This is a genomic window from Chromohalobacter moromii, assembly GCF_023091865.1.
GTDB classification, from domain to species: domain Bacteria; phylum Pseudomonadota; class Gammaproteobacteria; order Pseudomonadales; family Halomonadaceae; genus Chromohalobacter; species Chromohalobacter moromii.
Genome location: NZ_JAHXDI010000004.1, coordinates 286,107 through 311,324 on the forward strand (window position 1 = coordinate 286,107; position 25,218 = coordinate 311,324).

At 58.8% G+C, this 25,218-nt stretch carries 25 protein-coding genes; 20 read left to right on the plus strand and 5 right to left on the minus strand.

All coding sequences use genetic code 11. The annotated features are described in order from the left end of the window. Positions 1-33 precede the first annotated feature (33 nt). The 9 genes from ung (at position 34) to KZO83_RS14340 (ending at position 9,427) form a co-directional block, all read left to right on the plus strand. Positions 34-726, plus strand: a complete 693-nt coding sequence (gene ung / locus KZO83_RS14300) for a uracil-DNA glycosylase (protein ID WP_075370278.1) — start codon at positions 34-36, stop codon at positions 724-726. 136 nt (positions 727-862) lie between these two features. After that, on the plus strand, positions 863-1,492 hold the full coding sequence (upp, locus tag KZO83_RS14305; protein ID WP_040241590.1) for a uracil phosphoribosyltransferase: 630 nt from the start codon (positions 863-865) through the stop codon (positions 1,490-1,492). Positions 1,493-1,853: 361 nt separating this feature from the next. Further along, a complete protein-coding gene (locus KZO83_RS14310) occupies positions 1,854-2,942 on the plus strand; it encodes an ABC transporter ATP-binding protein (RefSeq protein ID WP_075370277.1) in 1,089 nt (362 codons plus the stop codon). A gap of 1 nt (position 2,943) precedes the next feature. Further along, on the plus strand, positions 2,944-4,044 hold the full coding sequence (locus tag KZO83_RS14315; RefSeq protein WP_178997337.1) for an ABC transporter ATP-binding protein: 1,101 nt from the start codon (positions 2,944-2,946) through the stop codon (positions 4,042-4,044). After that, positions 4,037-4,915: a carbohydrate ABC transporter permease gene (locus tag KZO83_RS14320; protein ID WP_075370275.1), complete on the plus strand. Its 879-nt coding sequence runs from the start codon at positions 4,037-4,039 to the stop codon at positions 4,913-4,915. The genes KZO83_RS14315 and KZO83_RS14320 overlap by 8 nt, the downstream gene beginning before the upstream one ends. Before the next feature lies 1 nt (position 4,916). After that, entirely contained in the window at positions 4,917-5,813 is an 897-nt protein-coding gene (locus KZO83_RS14325) for a carbohydrate ABC transporter permease (RefSeq protein WP_247621262.1), read from the plus strand. A 12-nt stretch (positions 5,814-5,825) separates the two neighbouring features. Then, positions 5,826-6,098, plus strand: coding sequence for a DUF2160 domain-containing protein (locus KZO83_RS14330; protein WP_040241577.1), 273 nt, complete (start codon positions 5,826-5,828; stop codon positions 6,096-6,098). Between the two features lie 57 nt (positions 6,099-6,155). Next, on the plus strand, positions 6,156-7,898 hold the full coding sequence (locus KZO83_RS14335) for an ABC transporter substrate-binding protein (protein ID WP_247621263.1): 1,743 nt from the start codon (positions 6,156-6,158) through the stop codon (positions 7,896-7,898). 287 nt (positions 7,899-8,185) lie between these two features. Further along, positions 8,186-9,427 carry a uracil-xanthine permease family protein gene (locus tag KZO83_RS14340; RefSeq protein WP_075370271.1) on the plus strand — a complete coding sequence of 414 codons (1,242 nt, stop codon included), beginning with the start codon at positions 8,186-8,188 and terminating at the stop codon, positions 9,425-9,427. A gap of 3 nt (positions 9,428-9,430) precedes the next feature. Here the strand turns inward: KZO83_RS14340 and KZO83_RS14345 are convergent, their stop codons facing one another. From KZO83_RS14345 to KZO83_RS14355, 3 genes are read right to left on the minus strand one after another with little or no spacing between them, the layout of a single operon-like run. Beyond that, on the minus strand, positions 9,431-10,018 hold the full coding sequence (locus KZO83_RS14345) for a cupin domain-containing protein (protein WP_075370270.1): 588 nt from the start codon (positions 10,016-10,018) through the stop codon (positions 9,431-9,433). Positions 10,019-10,076: 58 nt separating this feature from the next. After that, entirely contained in the window at positions 10,077-12,173 is a 2,097-nt protein-coding gene (locus KZO83_RS14350; RefSeq protein ID WP_247621264.1) for a sensor histidine kinase, read from the minus strand. Beyond that, a complete protein-coding gene (locus tag KZO83_RS14355; RefSeq protein WP_040241562.1) occupies positions 12,170-13,531 on the minus strand; it encodes a sigma-54-dependent transcriptional regulator in 1,362 nt (453 codons plus the stop codon). Before KZO83_RS14355 ends, KZO83_RS14350 begins: the two co-directional genes overlap by 4 nt. Positions 13,532-13,736: 205 nt before the next feature. Between KZO83_RS14355 and KZO83_RS14360 the strand changes: the two genes are divergently transcribed. From KZO83_RS14360 to KZO83_RS14405, 10 genes are all read left to right on the plus strand, one after another. Further along, entirely contained in the window at positions 13,737-14,585 is an 849-nt protein-coding gene (locus KZO83_RS14360) for an ABC transporter substrate-binding protein (protein WP_247621265.1), read from the plus strand. 15 nt (positions 14,586-14,600) lie between these two features. Beyond that, positions 14,601-15,308 (plus strand): ABC transporter permease, encoded by a 708-nt coding sequence (locus tag KZO83_RS14365; RefSeq protein WP_040241559.1) that lies wholly within the window; start codon positions 14,601-14,603, stop codon positions 15,306-15,308. A gap of 29 nt (positions 15,309-15,337) precedes the next feature. Beyond that, positions 15,338-16,006 (plus strand): ABC transporter ATP-binding protein, encoded by a 669-nt coding sequence (locus tag KZO83_RS14370; protein ID WP_179861074.1) that lies wholly within the window; start codon positions 15,338-15,340, stop codon positions 16,004-16,006. 96 nt (positions 16,007-16,102) lie between these two features. Next, a complete protein-coding gene (gene mobA / locus KZO83_RS14375; RefSeq protein ID WP_247621266.1) occupies positions 16,103-16,702 on the plus strand; it encodes a molybdenum cofactor guanylyltransferase MobA in 600 nt (199 codons plus the stop codon). A 145-nt stretch (positions 16,703-16,847) separates the two neighbouring features. Continuing rightward, positions 16,848-17,414, plus strand: a complete 567-nt coding sequence (mobB, locus tag KZO83_RS14380; protein WP_247621267.1) for a molybdopterin-guanine dinucleotide biosynthesis protein B — start codon at positions 16,848-16,850, stop codon at positions 17,412-17,414. Continuing rightward, positions 17,411-18,682 (plus strand): molybdopterin molybdotransferase MoeA, encoded by a 1,272-nt coding sequence (gene moeA, locus KZO83_RS14385; RefSeq protein ID WP_247621268.1) that lies wholly within the window; start codon positions 17,411-17,413, stop codon positions 18,680-18,682. The genes mobB and moeA overlap by 4 nt, the downstream gene beginning before the upstream one ends. Next, positions 18,679-19,458 (plus strand): cyclic pyranopterin monophosphate synthase MoaC, encoded by a 780-nt coding sequence (gene moaC, locus KZO83_RS14390; RefSeq protein ID WP_247621269.1) that lies wholly within the window; start codon positions 18,679-18,681, stop codon positions 19,456-19,458. Before moeA ends, moaC begins: the two co-directional genes overlap by 4 nt. A gap of 10 nt (positions 19,459-19,468) precedes the next feature. Further along, positions 19,469-19,927, plus strand: a complete 459-nt coding sequence (gene moaE / locus KZO83_RS14395) for a molybdopterin synthase catalytic subunit MoaE (protein ID WP_247621270.1) — start codon at positions 19,469-19,471, stop codon at positions 19,925-19,927. Then, positions 19,924-20,913: a GTP 3',8-cyclase MoaA gene (gene moaA, locus KZO83_RS14400; protein ID WP_247621271.1), complete on the plus strand. Its 990-nt coding sequence runs from the start codon at positions 19,924-19,926 to the stop codon at positions 20,911-20,913. Before moaE ends, moaA begins: the two co-directional genes overlap by 4 nt. Before the next feature lie 176 nt (positions 20,914-21,089). Beyond that, entirely contained in the window at positions 21,090-21,386 is a 297-nt protein-coding gene (locus KZO83_RS14405; protein WP_247621272.1) for an H-NS family histone-like protein, read from the plus strand. 54 nt (positions 21,387-21,440) lie between these two features. Here KZO83_RS14405 and KZO83_RS14410 read toward each other — a convergent pair whose 3' ends face one another. Then, on the minus strand, positions 21,441-23,123 hold the full coding sequence (locus tag KZO83_RS14410) for a ribonuclease J (protein ID WP_247621273.1): 1,683 nt from the start codon (positions 23,121-23,123) through the stop codon (positions 21,441-21,443). 171 nt (positions 23,124-23,294) lie between these two features. On the opposite strand from KZO83_RS14410, the gene purU reads away from it, so the two are divergent. Then, on the plus strand, positions 23,295-24,149 hold the full coding sequence (purU, locus tag KZO83_RS14415; RefSeq protein ID WP_247621274.1) for a formyltetrahydrofolate deformylase: 855 nt from the start codon (positions 23,295-23,297) through the stop codon (positions 24,147-24,149). A gap of 6 nt (positions 24,150-24,155) precedes the next feature. Here purU and dinB read toward each other — a convergent pair whose 3' ends face one another. Further along, positions 24,156-25,202 carry a DNA polymerase IV gene (gene dinB, locus KZO83_RS14420; protein WP_247621275.1) on the minus strand — a complete coding sequence of 349 codons (1,047 nt, stop codon included), beginning with the start codon at positions 25,200-25,202 and terminating at the stop codon, positions 24,156-24,158. Positions 25,203-25,218 lie beyond the last annotated feature (16 nt).

Consider the following 25,218-nt stretch of genomic DNA (forward strand, 5'->3'; position numbering starts at 1 on the left):
CGTCGCCAAACGTAAGCGTAAGGAAGGTGCGTGATGTCTCAAGTCTTGCCGGATAGCTGGCAGCATCATCTGGGCGCAGAATTCGAAGCGCCCTACATGCAGGCGCTGCGTGCGTTTCTGGCGCGTGAAAAAGCCGCGCGCAAGGTGATCTATCCGCATTCGGACCATTGGTTTCGTGCCTTCGAGCTGACGCCGTTGGATCAGGTCCGTGTCGTGGTCCTGGGGCAGGACCCGTATCACGGGCCACACCAGGCGCATGGGTTGTGCTTCTCGGTACGCCCCGGCATTCCCGCGCCGCCTTCGTTGCAGAACATTTACAAGGAACTGGCGCAGGATGTAGGCACGACCCCGGTCTCGCACGGTTTCCTCGAGTCTTGGGCGCGTCAGGGCGTTTTGCTGCTCAATAGTGTGTTGACCGTCGAGCAGGGCAATGCCGGCGCCCATCGCGGGCAGGGCTGGGAGGCCTTCACCGACCGTGCAATTCAGGTGGTCAACGAGCAATGCGATGGGGTGGTGTTCTTGCTGTGGGGCAGTTATGCCCAAAAGAAGGCATCGTTCGTCGATCGTCAGAAACACCTAGTGCTGCATGCCCCGCATCCCTCACCTTTGTCGGCGCATCGTGGCTTCTTCGGCCAGCGTCACTTCTCTCAAGCCAATGCCTTTCTGGCCGCACGGGGCCGAGAGGGCATCGACTGGCAATTGCCGGCGCAGCCTGAGTTCATCTAGTCCTCTTAACCCACGCTCCCTGGCACGCTAGAATACGTGCAAATCCGAACCGCTTTCCGGCCGCATCCGTGACGTACCCGCATGGCCGGTGTGGAGTGCGGTTCGGCTCGTCATCGCCGAAAGGATATCCCCCGACATGAGCGTTCATGCCATCCAACATCCCCTGGTCAAGCATAAGCTGGGCCTGATGCGCGAAGCCGGTATCAGCACCAAGAGCTTCCGTGAGCTGGCCAGCGAAGTCGCCAAGTTATTGACCTATGAAGCGACGCAGGATCTCGAGACTCAGAAAACCGAGATTCCGGGGTGGAGCGGTGGCTTGCTTGAGGTCGAACTGCTCAAGGGCAAAAAGGTCACCGTGGTTCCCATTCTGCGCGCCGGTTTGGGCATGCTCGATGGCGTTACCGATCTCATCCCTAGCGCGCGTGTCAGTGTGGTGGGACTTTACCGCAACGAAGAAACGCTGGAGCCGGTGCCGTATTTCGAGAAGTTCGTCGGCGATCTCGATGAGCGCTTGGCGATCGTCATCGATCCCATGTTGGCCACGGGGGGTTCCATGGTGGCAACGCTGGATATGCTCAAGGCACGTGGCTGCCCGCTGGTGAAAGTCATCGTCCTGGTCGCGGCGCCGGAAGGTATCGCCCGGGTGCAGGAAGCTTATCCTGAGGTGGAGATCTATACCGCTTCCGTCGATGAGCGCCTCGACGAGAATGGCTACATCGTCCCTGGTCTTGGCGATGCCGGCGATAAAATATTCGGCACGCGCTGACACTCTTCAGCAAGCCCACATCGAATTTTTGGATGTGGGCTTAGATTATTCTCATCCTTGGATATCATTGCCAAGAACTCGGGTCGCTTTATGCGACCTTTTTTATGTTCGAAATCGAATAGTCCGGCCGTCTTCTTTGGGAAAGCGTCGAGTGCTGCTTTTTTTGCGCAGAGTAGACAAAAGTTCTATAAGCTGTTTTTTATTTCTATAAACAATAGTTTACGCTTACTTTTGGGTCATATTGAGTGGTGTGAGCATCGTTTTCGATAAATAACATTTGTGTCTGAATTCGAATCTCGACTAACGTGATTTTACACGCTTACTCAGCGTGATCTCATAACGAATAACAGCCGAGATCCGTATGTCATTGAACCTAGAAAACATCGATCGGGTGGTCGGCGGCGAGACGCATATCGCTGATATGAATCTGACCCTCGAGCCCGGATCGTTCAATGTCCTTTTGGGCCGGACGCTCTCTGGCAAGACCACTCTGATGCGGCTGATGGCGGGACTCGACACGCCGACCCGAGGGCGAGTCTTAATGAATGGTCAGGATGTGACCGGGCGTTCAGTAAGGCACCGTAATGTATCGATGGTTTATCAGCAGTTCATCAACTACCCCAGCCTTACCGTCTACGATAATATTGCTTCGCCGTTGAAGCTGGCGAAGGTAGGGCGCGCCGAGATCGACCGTCGGGTTCGTGGCATCGCTGAGATGCTGCATATCGAGCACCTGCTCGATCGTCAGCCACTGGAGCTGTCTGGTGGCCAGCAGCAGCGTACTGCCATGGGGCGAGCCTTGGTGAAGGACGCCGATGTGGTGTTGTTCGATGAACCACTGGTCAATCTGGATTACAAGCTTCGCGAGGAATTTCGTGAAGAGCTGCGGGCGGTCTTTAGCGAGCGTAACTGCATTGCTGTCTATGCTACTACCGAGCCTGCTGAAGCGCTGGCACTGGGAGGCAATACAGCGATACTGCATCAAGGGCGCCTACTCCAGTATGGCCCGACTGCCGATGTTTATCACCGTCCGATCGATATCAGAGCGGCTGAGATGTTCTCGGAGCCCCCTATCAATATCGTCAAAGGAACCCTTTCCGGCTCTGAAATCAGCTTCGATAATACGTTGCACTTTCCTGTGGGCAACGATCTTAGCACTTTAGAACCAGGTGAATACCGATTTGGCATTCGTGCCTCGCATATCTCGTTGACCCCGCGAGCCAAGAGCGATATCGAGATTCATATGATCGTTGACTTGGCCGAGATAAGTGGCTCTGAAACCTTCCTGCATGTACATAACGAACATTTCTACATGACGGTACATCTTGAGGGGGTGCACGAATTTCGCGTTGACTCGCCGGTCAAGCTCTACTTTCCGGCGCATAAGGTTTATGCCTTCGATCATGAAGGTGCGGTCGTTCATATACCGACTCACCTGAGAGGTATTTGAGATGGCCGAGATCACCCTGAAATCCTTGGCACATACTTATTTGGAGAACCCCAAGTCACCTCAAGACTATGCCATCCGTGAGCTGAATCATGTCTGGCAGCAGGGAGGTGCCTATGCCTTGTTGGGGCCTTCGGGTTGTGGCAAATCGACATTGCTCAATATCATTTCTGGTTTGCTAGAACCGTCGAGTGGCGAAGTGCTTTTTGATGGTGAAGTGGTTAATGACTTGCCCCCCGAAGCGCGCAATATAGCCCAGGTTTTTCAGTTTCCTGTCATCTACGACACGATGACGGTTTACGACAACCTGGCTTTTCCGCTACGCAACGTAAAAACTCCTGAGGCGCGGGTCCATGAGCGTGTCATGGAAGTGGCTGATGTTTTGGAACTGACTTCCCAGCTAAAGCGCAAAGCCAAGAACTTGACGGCAGATGAGAAGCAGAAGGTGTCCATGGGTCGCGGCTTGGTACGTGATGACGTCTCGGCCATTCTGTTTGACGAGCCGTTGACGGTTATTGATCCGCAGCTTAAGTGGACATTGCGACGTAAGCTCAAGGATATTCACCAACGTTTCCAGATCACCATGGTCTACGTGACTCATGACCAACTCGAAGCCTCTACCTTCGCTGACAAGATTGCCGTGATGTACGAGGGCCAGGTGGTACAGTTCGGCACCCCTAGAGAACTTTTCGAGACCCCGAATCACACCTTCGTCGGCTACTTTATCGGCAGCCCGGGGATGAATTTCCTGGACGTCTCCGCTCGCGATGGCGCGGTCTGGGCAGGCGATACTGCGCTCACGGTGGAACAAGGGGTTCGAGATGCCATCGAGAAAGCGTCGTCCTCTAACATCAAGTTGGGGATCCGGCCTGAATTCATCGAGGTGCATACCGAGCCGGTGGAAGGGGGGATGTCGGCTCAAGTGGATCACGCGCAGGATCTAGGAACCTATTCGATTGTTTATTTGACCCTTGGTGGCATCTCGCTCAAGGCACGTATCGAAGAAGACCAGACGACTCCGACCGGTACGGCTTGGCTGCGCTTCCCCGATGAACGCCTCGGGCTTTACGTCGATGAATATCGCGTGGAGGTCGACCATGAATAAAGTCTACAACAACCGCGCATGGTGGCTGATCTTGCCCATGCTTCTGTTGGTGGCCTTTTCAGCTGTCATACCGCTGATGACGGTAGTGAACTACTCGGTCCAGGACGTCTTCGATGCCAACACACGGTTCTTTACGGGCACCGAATGGTTCAAGGAGATGCTCAACGACCCGGCTTTGCAGGCGGCTGTGCTGCGTCAGTTTGCCTTCTCGTTGACAATCCTGGCCATCGAGGTGCCGTTGGGGATTGGCATTGCGCTGATCATGCCCAAAAAGGGCTGGCAGGCATCGGTTGCGCTGATTCTGGTGACGATGCCATTACTGATTCCTTGGAACGTAGTGGGCAGTATCTGGCAGATATTTACGCGCGGCGACATCGGCCTGATGGGCTGGAGCCTGCGCGAGCTTGGCTATGGATACAATATCACCTCGAACCCGGTGGATGCTTGGGCGACCATCATTCTGATGGATGTCTGGCACTGGACGTCGCTCATCGCCTTGCTCTGCTATAGCGGCCTGCGTTCGATCCCGGATGCGTATTACCAGGCAGCGCGTATCGACCGCGCTTCGAAATGGGCTGTGTTCCGATATATCCAACTGCCCAAGCTCACCAACGTACTGGTGATTGGGGTGCTGCTGCGCTTCATGCACTCGTTCATGATTTATGCCGAACCTTTCGTACTGACAGGCGGTGGTCCGGGGAGCTCGACGACCTTTCTCAGTCAGTCGCTGACGACCATGGCTATTGGGCAGCAGGATCTAGGGCCATCGGCGGCGTTTTCGCTTATCTATTTTCTGATCATTCTACTGGTCACCTGGGTGTTCTACACCGCGATCATGAATATGCAGAAAGACAACAATAAGGGAGCATGAGATGAGTGCTTCGTCATCGCCGAAAACACCCGAAGAAGTGCGTCAGCGTGCGGCAGTTGCCGATAACCGACGTCGACGCAAGGCTCGCTCGGCGCCTCGTCAATGGCGGCGCCGGGGGCTAATGGCTGCCTACATCGTGTTCGTGCTGTTACCGGTCTATTGGCTACTCAATATGTCCTTTCAGTCCAACAACGAGATCCTCGGTGGACTGACTCTGTGGCCGGAGAACTTTACCGTTGAGCACTACGCGAAGATATTGACCAACGCCAGCTGGTACATGGGCTACATCAATTCGATCACCTACGTGTTGATGAACATGTTGATCAGCATCGTCGTTGCTTTGCCGGCAGCCTATGCTTTCAGCCGTTATCAGTTCATCGGCGACAAGCATCTTTTCTTCTGGTTGCTGACCAACTTGATGGCGCCACCAGCCGTTTTTTTGCTGCCGTATTTCCAGTTGTATTACACCGTAGGGCTTTTCGACACCCATGTGGCAGTTGCTTTAGCGCATTGCCTGTTCAATATTCCGCTGGCCGTGTGGATTCTGGAAGGCTTCATGAGCGGTGTTCCCAAGGAAATTGATGAGACTGCCTTTATTGGTGGCTATAGCTTTCCACGATTCTTCGTGAAGATATTCATCCCCATGATCAGCTCGGGTATTGGCGTGACTCTGTTCTTTCTATTCATGTTCTCTTGGGTGGAACTACTACTGGCCAGCACTCTCACCTCTACGGGGGCTCAGCCCATCGCCTCGGTGATGACCCAGACCAAGGGCGCCTCGGGAATCGACTGGGGCACATTGGCTGCCGCCGGCACCCTAACCATCCTGCCGGGGATCGTGGTGGTCTATTTCGTTCGCAATCACATCGCCAAGGGCTTTGCTCTAGGCCGTACCTGAGGAGGATGCGACATGGCATGGATGGTTTGGACGACACCTACGATGGTCTTCTTCGTGGTCATCGCCGCCATGCTGGCGGCGATGACCACCTGGGAGATCATCTCACCGACGGTCGAGCGCAAGGGCTTCTTGCCGATCTCGACCACGCGCGGCGATCGGTTCTTCATAGGACTGCTCAGCGCGGCCTATATCCATCTGGTGGTAGTGGGCTTCACCCCATTGAGTATCTGGCTGGCCTTGGGGGTATCAGTGCTCTGGCTACTGGTGTTGATGCGCTGGGGCTGACAGAAAGGGATGGAGCTAAATGTCCAGGAACGGATGACAACAACCAAAGAGGTCAATATGAAAACGACAACAATGCGGCTCTCTCTACTCGCGGCAGGTGTCATGCTGGCATGTGGTAGCGTGCACGCCGATGAGCAAGATACCCGAGCTATCGCCGAGCGATTGGTGGATGAACACTTCCAAGAATCGACACTGACGCGTGAGCAACAGATTGAAGAATTGATGTGGTTTGCCAAGGCGGCCAAGCCCTTTCAGGGAATGGAGATCAACACCGTTGCCGAAGGTTTGACGACGCATGTCTATGAGCGTGACGTGCTGGCTGAAGCATTCAGCGAGCTGACCGGCATCGAGTTGACGCATAACATCATCGGCGAGGGCGATGTCGTCAATAATATGCAGACCCAGATGCAGTCGGGTCGCAATATCTACGATGGCTACGTTAATGACACGGATTCCATCGGGACGCATATCCGCTACGGTACGACCGTCAATATTTCCGAGGCCATGAAGAACGAGTGGGCGGACTATACTTTGCCGACACTAGACCTCGACGATTTCATGGGCTTGCAGTATGGCACTGGCCCGGATGGTAGCGTTTACCAGTTACCTACCCAACAGTTCGCCAACCTCTACTGGTTCCGCTATGACTGGTTTCAGCGCGAGGATCTGCAGAACCAGTTCCGCGATCTCTATGGCTATGACCTGGGCGTGCCGACCAACTGGACCGCCTACGAGGACATCGCCGAGTTCTTCACCGAGCATGTCGGTGAGATTGATGGCACCAAGGTCTATGGCCACATGGATTACGGTCGTCGTGATCCCTCGCTGGGATGGCGGTTCCACGACTCCTGGCTCTCCATGGCGGGGATGGGAAGCCCCGGTGTGCCATTTGGGAACCCGGTTGACGACTGGGGTATTCGTGTCAACGAGCAGAGCCAACCTGTCGGAGCGAGTGTTTCCCGGGGTGGGGCGACCAACTCGCCGGCTTCGGTCTTCGCTGTGACCAAGATGGTGGATTGGCTCGATAAGTATGCCCCTCCTGAAGCCAGCGGCATGACGTTCGGTGAGGCCGGGCCGGTGCCGGCTCAAGGCAACGTCGCCCAACAAATATTCTGGTACACCGCGTTTACGGCTGACATGACGGCGCCTGATCTGCCGGTCACCGATGATGAAGGCAATCCCAAGTGGCGCATGGCACCGTCACCGACTGGTCCATATTGGGAAGAGGGCATGAAAGTCGGCTATCAGGATGTGGGGGGTTGGACTTTCTTCGACTCCACCCCTGAAGACCGGCGTACGGCTGCCTGGCTTTTTGCTCAGTTCACCGTTTCCAAAACCGTCTCGCTCGAGAAGTTGTTGGCGGGGCTGACGCCGATTCGTGAGTCTGATGTCTTCTCCGATAAAATGACCGAAATGGCGCCTAAGCTGGGCGGCTTGGTGGAGTTTTATCGCAGCCCCAACGCTGCCAATTGGACACCATCGAGCACCAACGTACCGGACTATCCACGCATGGCACCGTTGTGGTGGCAGAACTTGGCACCGGCTGTCAGCGGCGATATTGCACCCAAAGAGGCGCTCGACAACTTGGCCAGAGACCTCGACAGCATCATGAGTCGCCTGGCTCGGGCGAAGGTCTTCGAGACGTATTCCCCCAACCTCAACGAGGAACGTGACCCTCAGTACTGGCTCGACCAGCCGGGTTCGCCCAAGGCGAAGCTGGATGATGAGATGCCGCAGGGTACCACCGTTCCCTATGACGAGATGATGGAGGCGTGGATGGCCGCCGGTTCTCGCGAGTGATTAGCGCGCGGGCCATCTGACTCGCCTGCCACTGCCCCGGGTGCGCCCGGGACAATGCAAGATCGCGTAACCGGTTGCCTGAATGGAGCCTGGGCCCTGCTCGATGCATATCGAGCAGGGCCCTTTGCTTCGAAACACGGGCCACACATGCAATTCAGCAAAAGAACGAGCTCGGTAGGCTTCCCTCAAGAGCTTTGAGGCCCTGGCGGCTGCGATTTAACGCTCGGGATTGCTAGAATAGCGCGCGTTTTCTTCCTTCCCTCCGCCAATGCTAGGAGTAGCTTTTCATGACCGACGAAACGGTGGCTTCAGGCACGCCGGCCGATACCCCGGTGCGCACCCTGCTAGTAGGTGCACAGATGCTATTCGTCGCGTTCGGGGCCCTGGTGCTGGTGCCGCTTTTGACAGGGCTAGACCCTAGCGTGGCGTTGTTCACGGCGGGCATTGGCACCTTGATGTTCCAGTTCGTCACGCAACGCAGTATCCCGGTGTTCCTGGCATCCTCGTTTGCCTTCATCGCGCCCATTCAAGGCTCGGTAGCCAGCTATGGCATTCCCGCCACGCTGGGCGGGTTGTTCGTTGCGGGGCTCGTCTATGTGGTGATTTCGCAGATCGTGCGCTTGAAAGGCACCGCCTGGTTGCACCGATTGCTGCCGTCTGTGGTGGTGGGGCCGGTGATCATGGTCATCGGTCTGGCATTGGCACCCGTCGCGGTAGACATGGCGACGGGCGAGAACAGCGACATGGGATATGCTCAGGCCATCACACTGTCGATGGTGAGCCTGCTGGTGACGCTGATATTGGCGGTCTTCGGGCGTGGTTTGATTCGCCTGATCCCGATCATGGGCGGGGTCGTCGTGGGCTATGCGCTAGGGCTAGCGATGGGCGTGGTCGACCTGACACCAGTACATGCTGCCGCTTGGCTCGCGTGGCCCGATTTCGTGGCGCCGACGTTCAGCATGGCGGCGATTCTGTTCATGATCCCGGTGGCCATAGCACCGGTGATCGAGCATATCGGCGACATGGTGGCGATTGGCTCGGTGACGGGTCACAATTATCTTGAAAAACCGGGATTGAAACGCACCTTGCTGGGAGACGGCTTGGCGACCTCCGTGGCGGCGCTTTTTGGCGGGCCGCCCAATACGACGTATTCGGAGGTCACTGGGGCGGTGACGCTGACCCGCAATTTCAATCCGGCCATCATGATCGTCGCAGCCTGTACCGCCATCCTGTTGGCGTTCGTCTCCAAGCTCGGTATGTTACTGCAGAGCATTCCTACGCCGGTGATGGGCGGCATCATGACGCTGTTGTTCGGTTCTATCGCGGTGGTCGGGATGAACTCTTTGGTGCGTGGTGGTCAGTCCTTGACCGCGCCGCGCAATCTCGTGGTGGTATCGCTGATCCTGGTCTTCGGGATCGGCGGCATGCAGCTTGGGAGTGGCGAATACGCCTTGCAGGGCGTGAGCCTAGCCGCCTTGGTTGGCATCGTCCTCAACTGGATCTTGCCGCCGGCCGCCGAGCATGAATGACGCTTAGCGGCGATGATGTGTGCTCGCACCGCCCTCTGAGAAGCCCGGCGGGGTGTTGGCGCTGACGATAACGCAGTCCGCGTCGCCGGTGTTGCGAAAGCGGTGCGGCAGGCGCGAGTCGAAATAGTAGGCGTCGCCCGCATGAAGGCATTGCGTTTCACCGTTGACGGTAAGCTCGATGGTGCCGGTAATGATGACGCCACCTTCCTCACCCTCGTGTTCGAGCATGTCTTCGCCGGTATCGGCGCCTGATGGGTAATGCTCGTGGATGATCGACATATCGCGGCTGGGGTGGCGTGCGGCGACCAGACGCCAGGAAAGGTTGCCATCGCCGATTTCCGTCAGTTCTTCGGCCCGGTAGAAGAACTTTTCCTGGGGACTGTTTTCCTCGCCGGCGAAGAACTCGCTGATAGAAACCGGCATGGCGTCGAGGATCTTCTTCAGCGAGCTTACCGAAGGGCTCACGCTATTCTGCTCGATGAGTGAAATCGTGCTGTTGGTCACGCCGGCACGTTTTGCCAGCTCGCGTTGCGATAAGTCGCGCAACATGCGCAATTGCTTGAGACGTGCGCCGACGTCGAATCCGCTCATGGATGATCCCTTGTGATGAGACGTTATCGGGTCATGATAGCGCCTCGGCGCGTCGATCTTAACCGCCGCGTGAGGAAGGTGAGTTCATGTCGCTGAGCGATGCGATCAGTTTGCGTGTGGTAGCTTCTTCGGCACCGCTGGGAAGCGCTTGGCAGGGGAGCCAGATGTGGAAGATAGTACCGCGACCGCGTGCAGAGACGACCCACATCTCGCCGCCGCTGCGTCTCACGATGCCCGCGCTGATTGCCAGCCCGAGCCCGGATCCCGCTTCGCGCGTAGTGAAGAACGGATCGAAAATTCGGCCGCGTAGCTCGGGTGGTATGCCTGGCCCTCGGTCGGCGACGCGAATCTCCACACCGTCGAGACATCCGTGCCCGGCGACCTCGTGCACGGTATCGCGTGTGGCCAGATGAATGTGCATCGGCGAGGTGCTGGCTTGGGTGGCATTGAGCAGCACGTTGATCAGCACCTGTTGCAACTGACCGCGATGACATTCGGCGCGCCGGGTGGCGTGCAGCGAACTGATCAGGCGATGACCGTGCTTGTCCAGAGCGTGTCGGATCAAGAGCTCGGTGCCGGCGGCGATGGCGTTGATGTCTTCGGGGACGAAGGTGGGCTCATGGCTGCTGGCACGCGAATATTGCAGCAGATTGTCGATCAGCGCCCGAATACGTTCGACCTGGGCGATGATGGTGTCGACTTCGTCGCGTACTGGGGCGACCTCGGAGCCGAGGTTCTCGGCCAGTAACTCCACGTGGCCAAGGATCACGGCGGCGGGATTGTTGATTTCATGCGCGATACCGGCAGTCATCTCGCCCAGCGCGGCAAGCTTTTCCTGCGTCATCAGACTGGCACGGGCCTGCTTGAGCAAGGCGACGTGTTCCTCGAGTGCACGTGTTTTCTCGGTCAGTGATTGGGTACGTGTTTCGACGCGTCGTTCGAGGGTTTGAGCAGCACGTTGCAAAGCGGTCTGATGGGCGTCCAAACGATCGAGCATGGCATCGAATTCATGCGCCAGTTCGGCCAGTTCGTCCTGGCTATCCAAATGGCCGATACGTAGGTGCCGGCCCTCGCGGATGCCGTGTATCACGCGATGCATTCGGCGCACCGGACTGGCGAGAGCGTCGACGCCGCGAATGACCATCAAGCCCGAGATGAGGATAATGACGAGTAAAACGGCGCCGATCTGCAGCAGTGTGTCCCGGTAGAGGGCTTCATATGGCGCCAGAGGGAAACCGGCATAGATCATGCCAATACGCTGCCCAGTTAGCGACGCGAGGGGGGCATAAGCGGCGACATACCAACCACTGACCACGAAGGCGTTATCGATGAAGCGCTCGCCGCGTCCCAGGACCTGTTGACTGACAGGCTCGGAGACACGCGTGCCGAGGGCGCGCTCGCCATTGGCCAGTCGCACATTGGTGGCGATGCGTACGTCATCGAGAAACAAGGTGACGCTGCCGGTGCTACCTTCGGGAAGCGTGCCAGGCCCATAGACCAGATCACGAATCTCATCCACGGGCTCGGCATCGCCGTTGAGCAACCGCCCACCATCCAAGAGAAGGCGCAGATTTTCTTGTTCATCATGGATGGGGTACAGCGTGCGCAAGACCATGCCGCGCGTCTCGCGGCGGCGATCGCTGGGTGCCGCCTGCGGTGTGTCGCGCAGCGCAAGGCGTGCTCGTCGTGCAAGCCCAGGGGACAGTGTTTCAAGACGCGGTGCTGTGAGAACGTCCAGTCCTGACATGCCTTGTGCATTGTCTGATGTTTGCAAGCGGCGTTGCAGTTCGGGGCTATCTCCCAGTGCCGCGAGCGGTACCACGCGCAACCAGTCCAGTTGCATCGCGTTTTGCGTTTCGTCGAGCAGTGCCTCGAGTGACTGAGATCCTTGGCCCTGCAGTGCCGAGGCGAGCGCGTGGCTGCGTGCCAATTCCTCGAGGCGCGCTTGCTGTTGCTGGCTCACGCCGTCCAGCACGCGCGAGGCAACGGCCAGATCGGCACGCACTTTCATGTACAGTTGGCGGTCGTTGTACGTCGAAGTCCAATACGCAGTGAGTCCCGCCAAGGCAAGTGCTAGCAAGGCCAGTGGAGCGAAGGCGAGCCACAATAGTCGGCGTCGAATCGAGGCGCGCAACCAGCGGCGTAGACCTTTCATGCGTTCGAGTCTTGCCAGGCATTGAGCTTGCGGTCGAGGGTCTTGCGCGAGACGCCCAACGCGCGCGCGGCACTGGATTTATTATGGCCGTGGGCTTCTAGGACACCCAATATATGCGCACGTTCGACAGCTTCCAGAGACCAGTCGCTGGGATAGCCATTCGCGGCAATGGCGCTGGGGGCGGTAGTCGCCTCGTCGAGCATGTCGCTCGGTAGTTGGCCGAGCAGGATACAACGCTCGATGAAATTCTTGAGCTCGCGGATGTTGCCGGGCCAAGGGTAATGCGTTAGGCGTTCCAGATCGGCATGTTGCCATGGCAGGGCGGCGAGACCCAGATCGCGAGACAGCTGTCGAGAAAAATGATGGGCCAGAGCCGGGATGTCTTCAGGATGTTCGCGCAATGCGGGGAGCGTCAAGGTAAGAACGTTGAGGCGAAAATAGAGGTCTTCGCGGAAACGCCCCTCACTGACTTCGTGCTGCAGGTTGCGGTGAGTGGCGGCAAGAATGCGCACGTCTACGGGCTGCTCTTGCTCACTGCCTACCGGACGAATGCGCTTGCTTTCGAGCACGCGCAGAAGCTTGGCCTGCATTGCCAACGGCATCTCGGCGATTTCATCGAGGAACAACGTGCCGCCATCGGCATAGGTGAACAGTCCTTCGCGGGTCTTGACAGCGCCGGTGAAGGCGCCCTTTACGTGGCCAAAGAGCTCCGATTCCAGCAGGTCGCCGGCGATGGCGCCACAGTTGAGGGGCACGAAAGCGCCGAATCGCCCCGAGAGGCGGTGTAGGTCGCGGGCCACGAGTTCCTTGCCGGTGCCCGACTCGCCATGGATCAAGACGGCCGAGGGTGTCGGTGCGACGCGTTCGGTGATCGCTCTGACCTGAACCATGGCATGGCTATCCCCGATCATGCTCTCATCGGGGTGGTGCAGGCGCTGGGTCTCACGCTTGAGCACGAAATTCTCACGCGCCAGGCGACGCTGGGCTAGGCAACGGTCGACGGCGCTTTGCAACTGCTCGAGGCGAAACGGCTTGATGATGAAGTCGCTGGCCCCGGCGCGCAAGGCTTGGACGGCCATATCGAGATCGGCGTAGGCGGTCATGAAGATGATATCGCTGCGCCGTTCGGGGCCGAGCGCCTCGTGCCATTCAATGCCCGAACGGTCGGGGAGACGGATGTCGACCAACAGCAGATCGAAGTGCAGCCGCTGACGCAAGGCTTCCGCGGCGCTGAGCGAGTCGGCGACCTCGACCAGCGCGAAGCGTGATGCCAAGGCCTTGGCAAGATAGCTGCGCATGCCGGGCTCGTCATCGACGATCAACACGGAGGCGGTCGGCAGTTCGGTGGATGCGGTCATGAGCGACGTTCCCTGCGCGGCGGGACATAGTGTCCCGTCATTGGGTCAATTTGTTACATTCGTTGCGCACCTGGATTATTTTCATGGTAAAAGGCGCGATGCAATCCGGCAATTGTCACCGTTTTTGGCAGCGTGGTCACGTCAGGCATACCAATTGCAAGGAGAGTTGGGCACGTTCACGACTCGACAATAATGAGGGGTTCCCATGTTGACACGCCGTCTCTCGCTGTTCGCCACCCTGGCGCTATCGTTGTTGCTGGTATCCGGAGCCCAGGCGGCCGATACCGTTCGTTTGGCGACCACTACCAGCACCTACAATTCTGGGTTGCTCGGTTACCTGTTGCCCAAGTTCGAAGAAGATCATCCCTACCAGATCCAGGTCATCCCCGTGGGCACCGGCAAGGCGCTGCGCCTGGGGCGTGACGGCGATGTCGACCTGGTGTTGACACATGCGCCCGCTGCGGAGAAGGCCTTCGTCGATGCCGGTTACGGCGTCGAACCGCATGGCGTGATGTACAACGATTTCGTGATCGTAGGGCCGTCCGGCGACCCTGCTGGAATCGATGGTGGCGATGATGCCACTAGCGCGTTTGCCGCTCTGGCCGATCAAGGCGCGACGTTCATTTCGCGCGGTGATGACTCCGGCACCGACAAGAAAGAAAAGCATCTTTGGGATGAGGCGGGTGTGACGCCTGATTTCGAGGGCTTTCGCGCTGCGGGTCAAGGCATGGGGGAAGTGCTGAATATGGCCAGCGAACTGCAAGGCTATACGCTGACGGATCGCGGTACGTGGTTGGCAATGAAAGATAAGCTCGATCTTGAGATCATGGTCGAAGGCGATGCTGCGTTGTTCAATCCGTACCAGGTCATCCTGGTCAACCCCGAGCGTTATGATGGCCTCAATACCCAAGGTGCACGGGCCTTGGCCGAGTGGCTGATTTCCGATGAAGGGCAAGACCTGATCGATGCTTTCCGTCTCAATGACAAGGTCTTGTTCCATGCCAGCGCCGGTGAGAAGGTCGATCCCACCAGCGCCGTCCATGAAAGTGACTGACGTTCGGAGGCGCCGATGCATGAGCTCATGAACACGGCGAGGGAGGCGCTACACTTGCTGGTCTCTCTCGACCCAGCCTTGTGGGAAATCATCGGCGTCTCTTTTCGTGTCTCACTGACGGCGATACTCGTGGCCTTGCCGCCTTCGTTGTTGATTGCCTTGCTGCTGGCGCGTGTTGCCTTTCCGGGGCGCTGGTTCGCGATTTCGTTGGTCAATACGTTCATGGCCGTGCCCACCGTGGTGGTGGGGTTGGTGCTGTTCATGCTGCTGTCGCGCAGTGGCCCGCTGGGGGAGTTGCGTTTGCTGTTCACCCAACGTGCCATGATCCTCGGCCAGATTCTGCTGGCGATGCCGGTGTTGACCGCGATGTTGCACAGCACGCTGCAAAGCATCGATCAGCGTGCCTGGGAGACGGCACGGCAATTAGGCGCCGGCTGGTGGCAATCTCTGTGGGTGTTGATCCGCGAAGCGCGCTTCGGGGTCATTGCTGCTGTGTTGGCCGCGTTTGGGCGCATCATCGCCGAGGTCGGCAGCGCGGTGATGATCGGGGGCAATATCGAGCATTTCACGCGCACTATCACCACGGCGATCGCCCTGGAAACGCTCAAGGGTGAATTCGCTCAGGGCCTGGCCCTGGGGCTCGTCCTGTTGCTGCTGGCGCTGGTGCTCAATGTATTACTGGGCGTAATGCGCGGACGCGGTCATCAAACCGTGAGCGTCTGATCGCGTATCGTCCATCGAGAGGGATGCACATGCTCGAGGTTAGCCAGCTTGCCCATGGCTTCGACCGCCAGCCTGCGCTGTGGGAAATACCTAACTTGCAATGGCAGGGCCACTCGCTGGTGCACTTGCGCGGCGATAATGGCAGCGGCAAAACGACATTGCTGCGTCTACTGGCGGGATTGGAGACGCCCCGTCAAGGCACCATACGCTGGACCTTGACGGGGGCGATGCCTGCCGCCTCACCGCCTTGCCCAGGGCGTGTACTCTACCTGCATCAACAGCCCTATCTCTTCGATACCAGTGTTGCCGGCAATCTGCGCTATGTTGCCCGCTGGCATGGCTGGCGTGGAAACCTGGCACATGACCGCGTAGCGGCGATGCTGGAACGCTGCGGTCTGGCCGCGCATGCAGCGCAGCGGGCACGGTCGCTGTCCGGCGGTGAGCGCATGCGATTGGCATTGGCACGTGCCTGGCTATTGTCGCCACGCGTGTTGTTGCTCGACGAGCCCACCGCCAGCCTCGATCGTCAGGCGATTGCCGATGTCAGTACATTGATTTCGTCGCTGCATGAGACGGGCTGTGCCATCGTGCTCAGTGCTCATCAACCGAGCGTGTTGACCGAGCGCTGCGATGAGTACTGGTGTCTCGAGCAGCGATGTCTACAGGTAAGTGCCTTCAAGCAGGCAGTGGCGGTGTGAGGCGGTCATTGCCGTACGCACTTGGAGGTGGGCTCGGCGTGTACATAGAAGCCGAGTATGATGATGGAAGTGATAGCCAGTGCGGGGGCGATAGGCATGCACGAGGATGAAGTGACCGCCGTGATCTTGGCGGGTGGGGAAGGGCGTCGCATGGGCGGTCGCGATAAAGGTTGGGAGTCGTTTGCGGGTGAGCCCTTGATCACGCACGTGGTGAACCGTTTGGCGCCTCAGGTCGGTCGTATCGCGATCAATGCCAATCGTAGTCTCGAGCGTTATCGGGCGCTGGGATATCCCCTCATCAGCGATCGCGAGACAGGCTATCATGGGCCGCTCATGGGCATGTGGAGTGCGCTATGTGCCGTGGAGACCCCTTGGGCGTTATTCGTGCCCTGCGATTCCCCGGTGCTGCCAGCGGACTTGGTGACGCGTCTCCAGGATGGGATCGGCCAACAGCGTATCGCGGTCGCGCACGACGGCCATCGAGCGCACCCGGTCGTGGCCTTGATCGATACCGCGTTGCGCGATGATCTCGGCGCGGCCCTGCGCGATGGCGAGCGCAAGATAGATCGTTGGTATGCGCGACACCCTTGGTGTCATGTGGATTTTTCCGATCAACCCGAGGCGTTCGCCAACCTCAACTCCCCCGATGATCGTGACGTTATGGAGCGGCGCTGGCGCTCTGATGAGTCGTTTTGACCCGGTGGCTGCCTTCTCATGCGATTTTCGGAGAGCCAAAGCGACTCGCTATCGCGTCAATGGCGTTCGCTCGGCATGTTTGTTGCCTCCTGTTACCCATTGAAGCTTCTCCCTCAACGACATGGCATGAGGACGACGAAACGCGATGACGTTATCGCTTGACGCGCTAGACACGCCACTGCTGGGTATCGCCGCTTGGAGCGGGACCGGCAAAACGACGCTGCTCGAGGCACTTTTACCCAGGCTAGCCGATGCGGGAATGCAGGTGGCCGTGATCAAGCATGCCCATCACGCCTTCGATATCGACCGTCCCGGTAAGGATAGCTACCGTCTGCGTCAGGCAGGTGCGACGCCGATGCTGGTGGCGTCGGGCAAGCGGTTTGCCTTGATGATGGAAACGCCCGAACGCGAAGAAGCCGATCTCGCGGCATTGATCCCCCATGTTCTGCCCTTGGCGCCGGATTTGATTCTGGTCGAAGGCTTCAAAGCCTGGCCTTTGCCCAAGCTGGAGCTGCATCGTCAGGCCTTGGAAAAACCGCTTATGGCGGTCGATGACCCCTGGGTGCGGGCCGTGGCGACGCCCGATGATGTAGCGCTGCCGGACGGTGTCGAACGCTTGTCGATGGACGATCATGACGCCTTGATAGACTGGCTGCAGGCCTGGCCGCAACGTTGGCACGAGATGCGCCGTGGTCCTCGGGAGACGTCATGACCTTATCGTGTTTTGAGTTGGGTGAGCGCATGCTCAGCGTCGATGAGACGCTCGAAGCCTTGGCGGCGATGACGCCGCCGCCGGTCGCCACGCATCGGGTCAGCTTGGCGGCGGCCGGCAATCGTATATTGGCAGTGGATGCGGTATCGCCTATCAACGTGCCGCAGAATACCAATGCCGCCATGGATGGCATCGCACTGGCGTGGCCCACCGATGCGCCGGAAGACGACATGCTCGTGGACGTGGTCGGTGATGTCCTGGCGGGTACGCGGCTGACGACATCGTTGGCGCTAGGCGAGGCGGTGAGGATCACCACCGGGGCGCCGCTGCCGGCCGGTGCGGATACCGTCGTCATGAGCGAGCAGCTCGCCGACATTGGCATCCCCAATCGTATACGTGTCGAACAACCCGAGCGGGTGCGGCGTGGGCAGAACGTACGCCAGGCCGGCGAGGACATTGCGTGCGGCCAGCGTGCGCTGAGTGCAGGGACTCGGTTGCGACCGCAGCACTTGGGTTTGCTGGCCTCGCTGGGGCATGTGGAGATCGAGGTGTTTCGCTCACTACGCGTGGCAGTGTTTTCCACCGGCGATGAAGTCACGGCGCCGGGCGAGTCGCTGCCACCCGCCGGCATCTACGATACCAATCGTTTTTCGTTGCAGGGCTTGCTCAGTCGCTTGGGCTGTGAAGTCATCGACCTGGGCATCCTGCACGACGACCTGGACAGCATGCGGGCTTCCCTGGCGGCGGCGGCCCACGAGGCGGACATGGTGGTGACTAGCGGGGGCGTGTCGGTCGGCCAGGCCGATTGGGTCAAACCCGCACTTACGGCTATAGGCGAGCTGGGCCTATGGCGGATCGCCATGCGTCCCGGAAGGCCCTTGGCGTTCGGTCGTATTCACCATACGAAGGGCGTGACGGTGCCTTTCTTCGGACTGCCCGGCAACCCCGTGGCGGTCATGGTGACGTTCTTGCAGTTCGTTCAACCCATGTTACGACGCATGCAGGGAGAGCATGACTGGCAACCGTCCCGTCTCACGGCGCTGGCTGGCGAGCCATTGAAAAGTCGTGAGGGGCGTGTCGATTATCATCGTGGTATTTATACGAGTGATGACGCTGGTCAGCTGTGGGTGCGTACCACGGGCCGCCAGGGGTCGGGCATTCTTAGCTCGATGGTGGCGGCCAATTGCCTTATCGAAATCGGTGACGGATGTGCCGCCGTGGAGGCGGGGACGCCGGTGACGATACAACCGTTCGGTGACCTGACATGAGTTTGACCCATCTCAATGCGCGTGGCGAAGCCCACATGGTGGATGTCGGCGACAAAGCCGAAACGCAGCGCGAGGCCGTGGCAAGCGGACGCATCGTCATGCGCCCAGAAACGCTTGCATTGCTGGCCGAGGGTGGCTTGCCCAAGGGGGATGTACTGGCCACGGCGCGTATTGCCGGCATTCAGGCCGCCAAGCGTACGCATGAGCTGATTCCCCTGTGTCATGCGTTGTTGCTGTCCAAGGTGAGTGTCGATTTTCGCCTCGACGACGCAGCTTCTTGCGTGCATGTGGAGTCACGCTGCCGTCTGGCGGGCCGCACCGGTGTGGAAATGGAGGCGCTGACCGCGGTCTCGGTTGCGTGTCTGACCCTCTACGATATGTGCAAGGCGGTCGACAAGGATATGACGGTCGAAGGCGTGCGCCTGGAGCACAAGACGGGCGGCAAGTCCGGTGATTGGCATCGCGCTTCCGAGGATGAATCCGCGACGCGCGAAGCGTTCGAAACGCCCCCCGTCGAAATCGCCGCAATACGCGTCAAGTTTCTCGCCGAATTGCGTGAGCGGCTGGATGTTGAAGAGGTGGAAGTGCCGGTTGAATCGCTGAAAAGCCCCGATGTCGCCAGTCTCAAGACCGTGCTTGAGGCACAGGATTCCCGCTTCGCGGCCTTGTCCGCCGCGCGCATTCTATGTGCCGTCAACCATGCCATGGCGCATGAAGAAACGCCGCTCTCCGATGGGGATGAAGTGGCGTTTTTTCCGCCGGTCACCGGCGGGTGAGGAGGCAATCATGATCGATGTACGTGTGCAGGCCCCGGTCTTCGATGTGGGCGAGGAGCAGCGTCAATTGCTGGCGGGGCGTCGCGATATCGGTGCCGTGGTGACCTTTACCGGCCTAGTGCGCGATTTCAATGAGCGCCCGGACGTACAGGCCCTGTCGCTGGAGCATTATCCCGGCATGACCGAGGCGGCGCTGCGCGACATTGCTGAGCAGGCGACGTCGCGCTGGCCGCTCGATGGAATACGCATCGTGCATCGTGTCGGCCGCTTGGCGCCAAGTGATCCCATCGTCATGGTCATGGTCGCGAGCGCCCATCGCCGCGCAGCATTCGACGCGTGCGATTTTCTGATGGACTACCTCAAGACACGTGCGCCATTCTGGAAGAAAGAACACACTGCAAGCGGGACGTATTGGGTCTCGGCACGTGACAGTGACGTGCGGGACGCGGACCGTTGGGAGGAAGCATGACCGAGCTGATCGACAACTTTCAGCGCCAGATTCGCTATGTGCGGATCTCGGTGACCGATCGCTGTGACTTTCGCTGTGTCTACTGCATGAGCGAGGACATGACGTTCCTGCCGCGTGCACAGATATTGACGCTTGAAGAGATCGAGCAGGTGGCGCGTGCGTTCGTCGAACTGGGCGTGGAAAAGATTCGCTTGACCGGCGGTGAGCCGTTGGTGCGACGTGGCATCGATGATCTGGTGTCGCGTGTCGGCGCGCTTCCGGGCCTCAAGGACTTCGCCATGACCACCAATGGAGCGGGGCTGGTCAAGCATGCCAAGGCATTGCGAGAAGGCGGTATGCAGCGCCTCAATATCAGTATTGACTCACTCGATCCCGAGCGCTTCCGCAGCTTGACGCGCACCGGCAATCTCGAGCATGTCATTGCCGGTATTCGTGCCGCGCGGGATGCCGGGTTCGAGCGTATCAAGCTCAATGCCGTCGTGCTCAAAGGGCGTAACGACGATGAAGTTCTCGATTTGGTCGACTTTGCGCGTCGAGAAGGCGTGGATATCAGTTTCATCGAAGAAATGCCGCTAGGCGATGTGTCTGACCACTCGCGTGAAGAAACCTTTTATTCCAGCGATGATGTCCATGCGGCCATCGCATCGCGATATGCGTTGCTACCGACCACCGAGAATACCTTGGGGCCATCGCGTTATTTCCGGATGCCGGATAGCGATTCACGCATCGGTTTTATTTCACCGCACAGCCATAATTTCTGCGACACCTGCAACCGGGTGAGGGTCACGGTCGAAGGGCGCTTGTTACTGTGTCTCGGTAACGAGCATTCGGTCGATCTGCGCGAGGTTTTACGGCGTTATCCCGGTGATATGGAGCGTCTCAAGCAGCGCATCATCGAGGCTATGCCACTGAAACCCGAGCGCCATCATTTCCGCACGGATGGTGATGTGGATATCGTACGCTTCATGAATATGACGGGCGGATAATGTTTTGTGTGAGTGCTTTATTCGCGGTAGCGTGATGCGTCTCCTGACCATAAAGTTATAAGGTTCGACTTGGGTCGAGGACATTATTTTCTTGCTAAACCAAGTTCGAGTCATATACTTTTCAGAAACGCCAAGGCGTTATGCTGCAGGTTGGTTATTTTAAATGGAGGAGGCGAATGTCCACTGATACTCTGGAGCGCATTGCGCGAAATAAAAACGTGGCTCGCGCTGCCGCGCGACAGCTCAGCATGGAGCAGCTCCACAAGCTGTCGGAAGTCATCGGTGAAGTGATCGAACAGAAGCAGCAGGAAGATCACAAGCGCCAAGCTGAAGAAGCCGCAAAAGAACGGAAGTTGGCGGAAATTCGTGAAGCGATGAGCGATGCCGGCCTTTCTCTGGACGACTTGATATCCGAACAGCCGCGCAAGCGTCGGGGACGTCCGCCGAAGAAAGATAAGGAACGCAAGCAGTAAGTGACACGCTTAAACGATCAAAACGGACCTCCGGGTCCGTTTTTTCATATTGGATCAAAAATCGATCGGCGAGGTCTCTTCCGCAGCCATGATATGCAGATGGACGTCGGGAAGACGTCGAAGATGCTGATTGAGCCAATCCATCAAGGGGGCGTGTAGTTGTTGGCGTAATCTGGCGATGGTGTCCGCCTCGTAGATGGCTAATTGATCGTCGAGCCAATCGGCGAGAGCGGTATCGTCCAGCGCCAGGTCGTGGCTCGTATCCCATAACAAACGTCCCACGCGGGCCCATCCCGACGCCTGTCGTACGACCGGAAGCGTCAAACTCAAGATGCCGCTACGGCGATTCATGCTCGACAGGGCGGGAGCACGCAACCCTTCTAGAGGATGAATGCGATTTTGAGTGACGATATGCGGCGTCAACGAGTGGCGCGCAATGCAGCTCAAACCCTCGTTATCGAAGCGAAGCATATCGCCGTTTCGTGGGATCCAGGGCACCTCGATACCGATCGATTCCGCCAGGGTGCGATGCGCTTGTTGGTGCTGCGACTCACCGTGTACGGGGAGCAAATATCTGGGGGCAAGCCAGCCATAAAGACGCTGCAATTCGTCTTGTGCAGGATGCCCCGAGGCATGCAGTTCGGGATGGTTGCGCTCATCGTACAGAGTGATGCGGGCACGCTTGAGTCCAGCCTGTAAGCGCTCGATCAGCAATTCGTTACCCGGGATCGCCTTGGCCGAGAAAATGACGCTGTCGCCGGGCTGGAGTTCGAAATCGGCGTGCTGTCCCTGAGCCAGGCGAGACAGCGCGGAGCGTGGCTCTCCCTGGCTACCGGTGGCAATGACCAGAACCTCTTCGGGTGGCAAATAGCCAAGGTCGCGAACGGGGACCAGGGAAGGGAAGTCTTCGAGATAGCCCAGTCCTCGAGCGACATTCACCATACGCTCCATCGAACGGCCCATGAGGCTGACGCGTCGTCCGCATGCCTTGGCAGCACGGCCCAGTGCCAGAATGCGTGCCAGGTTGCTGGCAAAACAGCTGACGATCACGCGGCCGGGGCAGGCGCCGATCGTCGTTTCAAGTGCGCGTGCGACGTCGCCTTCGCTGCGTGAGTGTCCGGAGACGGGGGCATTGGTGGAGTCGCCGACGACGAGGTCGATAGGTGCCAGTGCCTGGAATCGTTGCGGACATACAGGATCACCGATCAAAGGCTCAGGGTCGAGTTTCCAGTCGCCGGTGTGCAGGATACGGTGATCGGGTGTCGCCAATAGCAGGGCACAGCTTTCGGGAATCGAATGCGGCAGTGGTAAGAAGCGCACATCGAAAGGGCCGCTTTGCATGGCTTCGTCGGGCGTGATGACGTGAATCGCAGCGGTAGGCAATTGCTGCTCTGCGAAGCGTAGGCGCAGCAAGCTGGCGGCCAGTGGCGTCGCATGGATGGGGCATTGCCAACGTGGCCACAGCCAGGCAATCGCGCCAATGTGATCTTCATGTCCGTGCGTGACGAGGATTGCCTGAGGAACGATATCCTGAGAAGGCAGGAGGTCGACATTGGGGACTTGCAAGGGCGCCTGTGGGAGGTCCTGGCGAATCATCATGCCGCAGTCGACCACGATCCAGTGATCAAGGTGCCCGTAAAGGGTGAAATTCATGCCGATTTCACCGCAGCCGCCGAGGGGCAGTATCTGAAGAGGAGGCTTGCGGCGGGCGCGTATCTGGATGCGTGGTTGGGACATCGTTATCCCTTAACGTGAAGATGCCCATTACTATACGGGATGCCCCGGCGCGGCCACAATCGAGGCTTCTTGTCATGATCGAATTCGCTACAATAGGCGCCCTTTGGTGAGAGGCGCCTTCCTCGAGAGCGCGCCGATCACCGCCTCATTTCAGGATTGATGGTAGCGCGCATGTCCCATTCGTATCGTCTTATCGTCTCGTGCCCCGACCGCGTGGGCATCGTTTCTCGCGTATCCAGTTACATCGCTGGCCACGGAGGCTGGATCACCGAGGCCAATCAGCACTCGGACTTGGCTACTGGACGCTTTTTCATGCGCTACGAAATCAAGGCTGAGTCGTTGCCGCTGAGTCTTGATGCGATGCGCGACGACTTCGCCGCCATTGCCGGTGAGTTCTCGATGGATTGGGCACTGAGCGATACTGCTAAACCCAAGCGCGTCGTTCTGATGGCCTCGCGTGCTTCGCATTGCTTGGTCGATCTGTTGTACCGCTGGACCGCGGGTGAGCTCGATTGCGAGATCCCGTGCGTGATCTCCAATCATGAATCGTTGCGTGCGCTGGTCGAATGGCATGGCATTCCTTTTCACCATGTACCGGTCGATGCGGACGACAAGGCGGCGGCATTCGCTCGGGTCGAGGCACTGGTCGAGGAGGCTCGGGCGGACACGGTGGTGCTGGCGCGTTATATGCAGATTTTGCCGCCCAACTTGTGTCAGCGATATGCCGGGAGGATCATCAATATCCACCACAGCTTCCTGCCCTCGTTCGCGGGCGCCAAGCCTTATCATCAGGCCTACGCGCGGGGCGTCAAGTTGATCGGCGCGACGTGCCACTACGTCACTGAAGAGCTCGATGCGGGACCCATCATCGAGCAGGACATACAGCGCGTGACGCACTGCCATACCGCTGAGGATCTGGTGCGTCTAGGGCGTGACGTCGAAAAAGCTGTGTTGGCGCGGGGACTACGTTGGCATTTACAGGACCGAGTCCTGATCCATGGCAATAAGACGGTCGTCTTTGCCTGAAGGGAATCAGTCGAAGAGCGTCATCTGTCGTTGTTGCGCCTCGGGCGTTAGTCGCACGCCGACCCCCAGCAGGCGAACGGGGCGCTCGCCGCGTGCCCAGGCGCCGTCCAGCAAGGCTTGAAAGCGGGCCGCGAGCGCCTCGCGGCCCGTGGCTTCAAGGGTCGTGCTGCTGAAATCATTGAAGCGAACCTTGACGAACAGCTTTTGAATGCCCGGTGTGCCGTGCCGTCTCAGACGCGCCAGCAAGCGCTCAATGAGCGGCGCGAGTGCGTCATGGCAACTAGCCAAGTCGGGCAGATCGCGGTGATATGTCGTCTCCACGCTGACGGATTTGCGTTCACGCTCGATCTGTACCGGGCGTTCGTCGATGCCTCGCGCCAGCTCGAATAGCCGCCGTCCGAACTTGCCAAAGCGCTCCACCAGAGATTCGAGGGGCCATTCGCGCAGGTCGTGGCAGGTCACGATCTGCAATGCCTCGAGCTTGGCCGCCGTCGCCGGGCCGACACCGTGCAACTGCTTGACGGGCAACGCGAGGAGGAAAGCCTCGACTTCATCGGGTGCGATCACTCGGAGCCCATCCGGTTTGTCCCAGTCGCTGGCCAGCTTGGCGAGAAACTTGCTGGGCGCCGCCCCCACAGAGATGACGATTCCCGTTCTCGCCAACGCTTCTTGTTTGAGCCATTTGGCCATCCAGGTCGCGCTTCCCTGAAAGCGTGTGACCTCGCTGACATCCAGATACGCTTCGTCGAGGGACAGGGGCTCCACCAGTGACGTCAGCTCTTGGAACAGCGCTTGGATGCGAGCCGAGACGGCACGGTATTTGTCGAAGTCCGGGGAGAGTCGCGTCAGATGCGGGCACAGGCGCATGGCACGCGCCATGGGCATGGCTGAATGGATGCCGAAGGCGCGCGCGGGGTAATTGCAAGTGGCGACAACGCCGCGCATCTCAGGGCTGCTGCCGATCGCCAAGGGAATGTCGCGTAACGCTGGATCGTCGCGCATTTCCACGGCGGCATAAAAGCAGTCGCAATCGGCATGAAGGATCTTGCGCATGATGAACGGCGTGTCG

Coding starts and splice junctions, on each gene's coding strand:
- KZO83_RS14335 (WP_247621263.1), top strand. CDS start 6,156: ATGAAAACGACAACAATGCGGCTCTCTCTACTCGCGGCAGGTGTCATG.
- KZO83_RS14350 (WP_247621264.1), bottom strand. CDS start 12,173: ATGAAAGGTCTACGCCGCTGGTTGCGCGCCTCGATTCGACGCCGACTA.
- mobA (WP_247621266.1), top strand. CDS start 16,103: ATGCACGAGGATGAAGTGACCGCCGTGATCTTGGCGGGTGGGGAAGGG.
- moaE (WP_247621270.1), top strand. CDS start 19,469: ATGATCGATGTACGTGTGCAGGCCCCGGTCTTCGATGTGGGCGAGGAG.
- moeA (WP_247621268.1), top strand. CDS start 17,411: ATGACCTTATCGTGTTTTGAGTTGGGTGAGCGCATGCTCAGCGTCGAT.
- KZO83_RS14330 (WP_040241577.1), top strand. CDS start 5,826: ATGGCATGGATGGTTTGGACGACACCTACGATGGTCTTCTTCGTGGTC.
- KZO83_RS14345 (WP_075370270.1), bottom strand. CDS start 10,018: ATGAGCGGATTCGACGTCGGCGCACGTCTCAAGCAATTGCGCATGTTG.
- ung (WP_075370278.1), top strand. CDS start 34: ATGTCTCAAGTCTTGCCGGATAGCTGGCAGCATCATCTGGGCGCAGAA.
- KZO83_RS14325 (WP_247621262.1), top strand. CDS start 4,917: ATGAGTGCTTCGTCATCGCCGAAAACACCCGAAGAAGTGCGTCAGCGT.
- KZO83_RS14405 (WP_247621272.1), top strand. CDS start 21,090: ATGTCCACTGATACTCTGGAGCGCATTGCGCGAAATAAAAACGTGGCT.
- KZO83_RS14370 (WP_179861074.1), top strand. CDS start 15,338: ATGCTCGAGGTTAGCCAGCTTGCCCATGGCTTCGACCGCCAGCCTGCG.
- dinB (WP_247621275.1), bottom strand. CDS start 25,202: ATGCGCAAGATCCTTCATGCCGATTGCGACTGCTTTTATGCCGCCGTG.
- moaC (WP_247621269.1), top strand. CDS start 18,679: ATGAGTTTGACCCATCTCAATGCGCGTGGCGAAGCCCACATGGTGGAT.
- KZO83_RS14360 (WP_247621265.1), top strand. CDS start 13,737: ATGTTGACACGCCGTCTCTCGCTGTTCGCCACCCTGGCGCTATCGTTG.
- KZO83_RS14315 (WP_178997337.1), top strand. CDS start 2,944: ATGGCCGAGATCACCCTGAAATCCTTGGCACATACTTATTTGGAGAAC.
- KZO83_RS14340 (WP_075370271.1), top strand. CDS start 8,186: ATGACCGACGAAACGGTGGCTTCAGGCACGCCGGCCGATACCCCGGTG.
- mobB (WP_247621267.1), top strand. CDS start 16,848: ATGACGTTATCGCTTGACGCGCTAGACACGCCACTGCTGGGTATCGCC.
- moaA (WP_247621271.1), top strand. CDS start 19,924: ATGACCGAGCTGATCGACAACTTTCAGCGCCAGATTCGCTATGTGCGG.
- upp (WP_040241590.1), top strand. CDS start 863: ATGAGCGTTCATGCCATCCAACATCCCCTGGTCAAGCATAAGCTGGGC.
- purU (WP_247621274.1), top strand. CDS start 23,295: ATGTCCCATTCGTATCGTCTTATCGTCTCGTGCCCCGACCGCGTGGGC.
- KZO83_RS14355 (WP_040241562.1), bottom strand. CDS start 13,531: ATGACCGCATCCACCGAACTGCCGACCGCCTCCGTGTTGATCGTCGAT.
- KZO83_RS14365 (WP_040241559.1), top strand. CDS start 14,601: ATGCATGAGCTCATGAACACGGCGAGGGAGGCGCTACACTTGCTGGTC.
- KZO83_RS14410 (WP_247621273.1), bottom strand. CDS start 23,123: ATGTCCCAACCACGCATCCAGATACGCGCCCGCCGCAAGCCTCCTCTT.
- KZO83_RS14320 (WP_075370275.1), top strand. CDS start 4,037: ATGAATAAAGTCTACAACAACCGCGCATGGTGGCTGATCTTGCCCATG.
- KZO83_RS14310 (WP_075370277.1), top strand. CDS start 1,854: ATGTCATTGAACCTAGAAAACATCGATCGGGTGGTCGGCGGCGAGACG.